The organism is Oleiphilus sp. HI0132 (assembly GCF_001635845.1).
In genome coordinates, this window is record NZ_LWGJ01000627.1 from 1 (window position 1) to 425 (window position 425).

Below are 425 nucleotides of genomic sequence, written 5' to 3' on the forward strand. Positions count from 1 at the left end.
TTTATCTAAGTCCAAACCTGTCACGGTAACACTATCAAACTTTGCAGATAAATTTAAAACCGGCGAAGTTGATATTGTGATCATGCCCGCTCTTGCCTACAACACCTTTGAGCTTTACGAGGGTCTTGCAGATAAAGGAGGAATTATTGATTACCGGCTATATTACGGAATGCTTCAAACCATTGCTCGTCGTGATCAGTTCCCTGAGGATTTCGGGAATAAAATGCGAAACTACATGCTGACACGAATGAAAGCGATGAACAAAATGGTAGTTGATGCCGAAGAGGAAATCCCCAAGCACTACTGGATTAAAACTAATCAATTCGTAAAGGATGAGATTGATCACTTCAGTAAACGCATTAGACTTGCCTTACAAGACGATCAGATCAACAACCCTACCGCACTGAAGTTATTCTGGAAAATTC

General features: G+C 40.7%; 1 protein-coding gene. It reads left to right on the forward strand.

Annotated elements, in window-relative coordinates; translation table 11 throughout:
* Positions 1-425 (forward strand): putative solute-binding protein (locus tag A3766_RS30685; protein ID WP_231882856.1); only part of this gene is annotated, 425 nt, incomplete at both ends.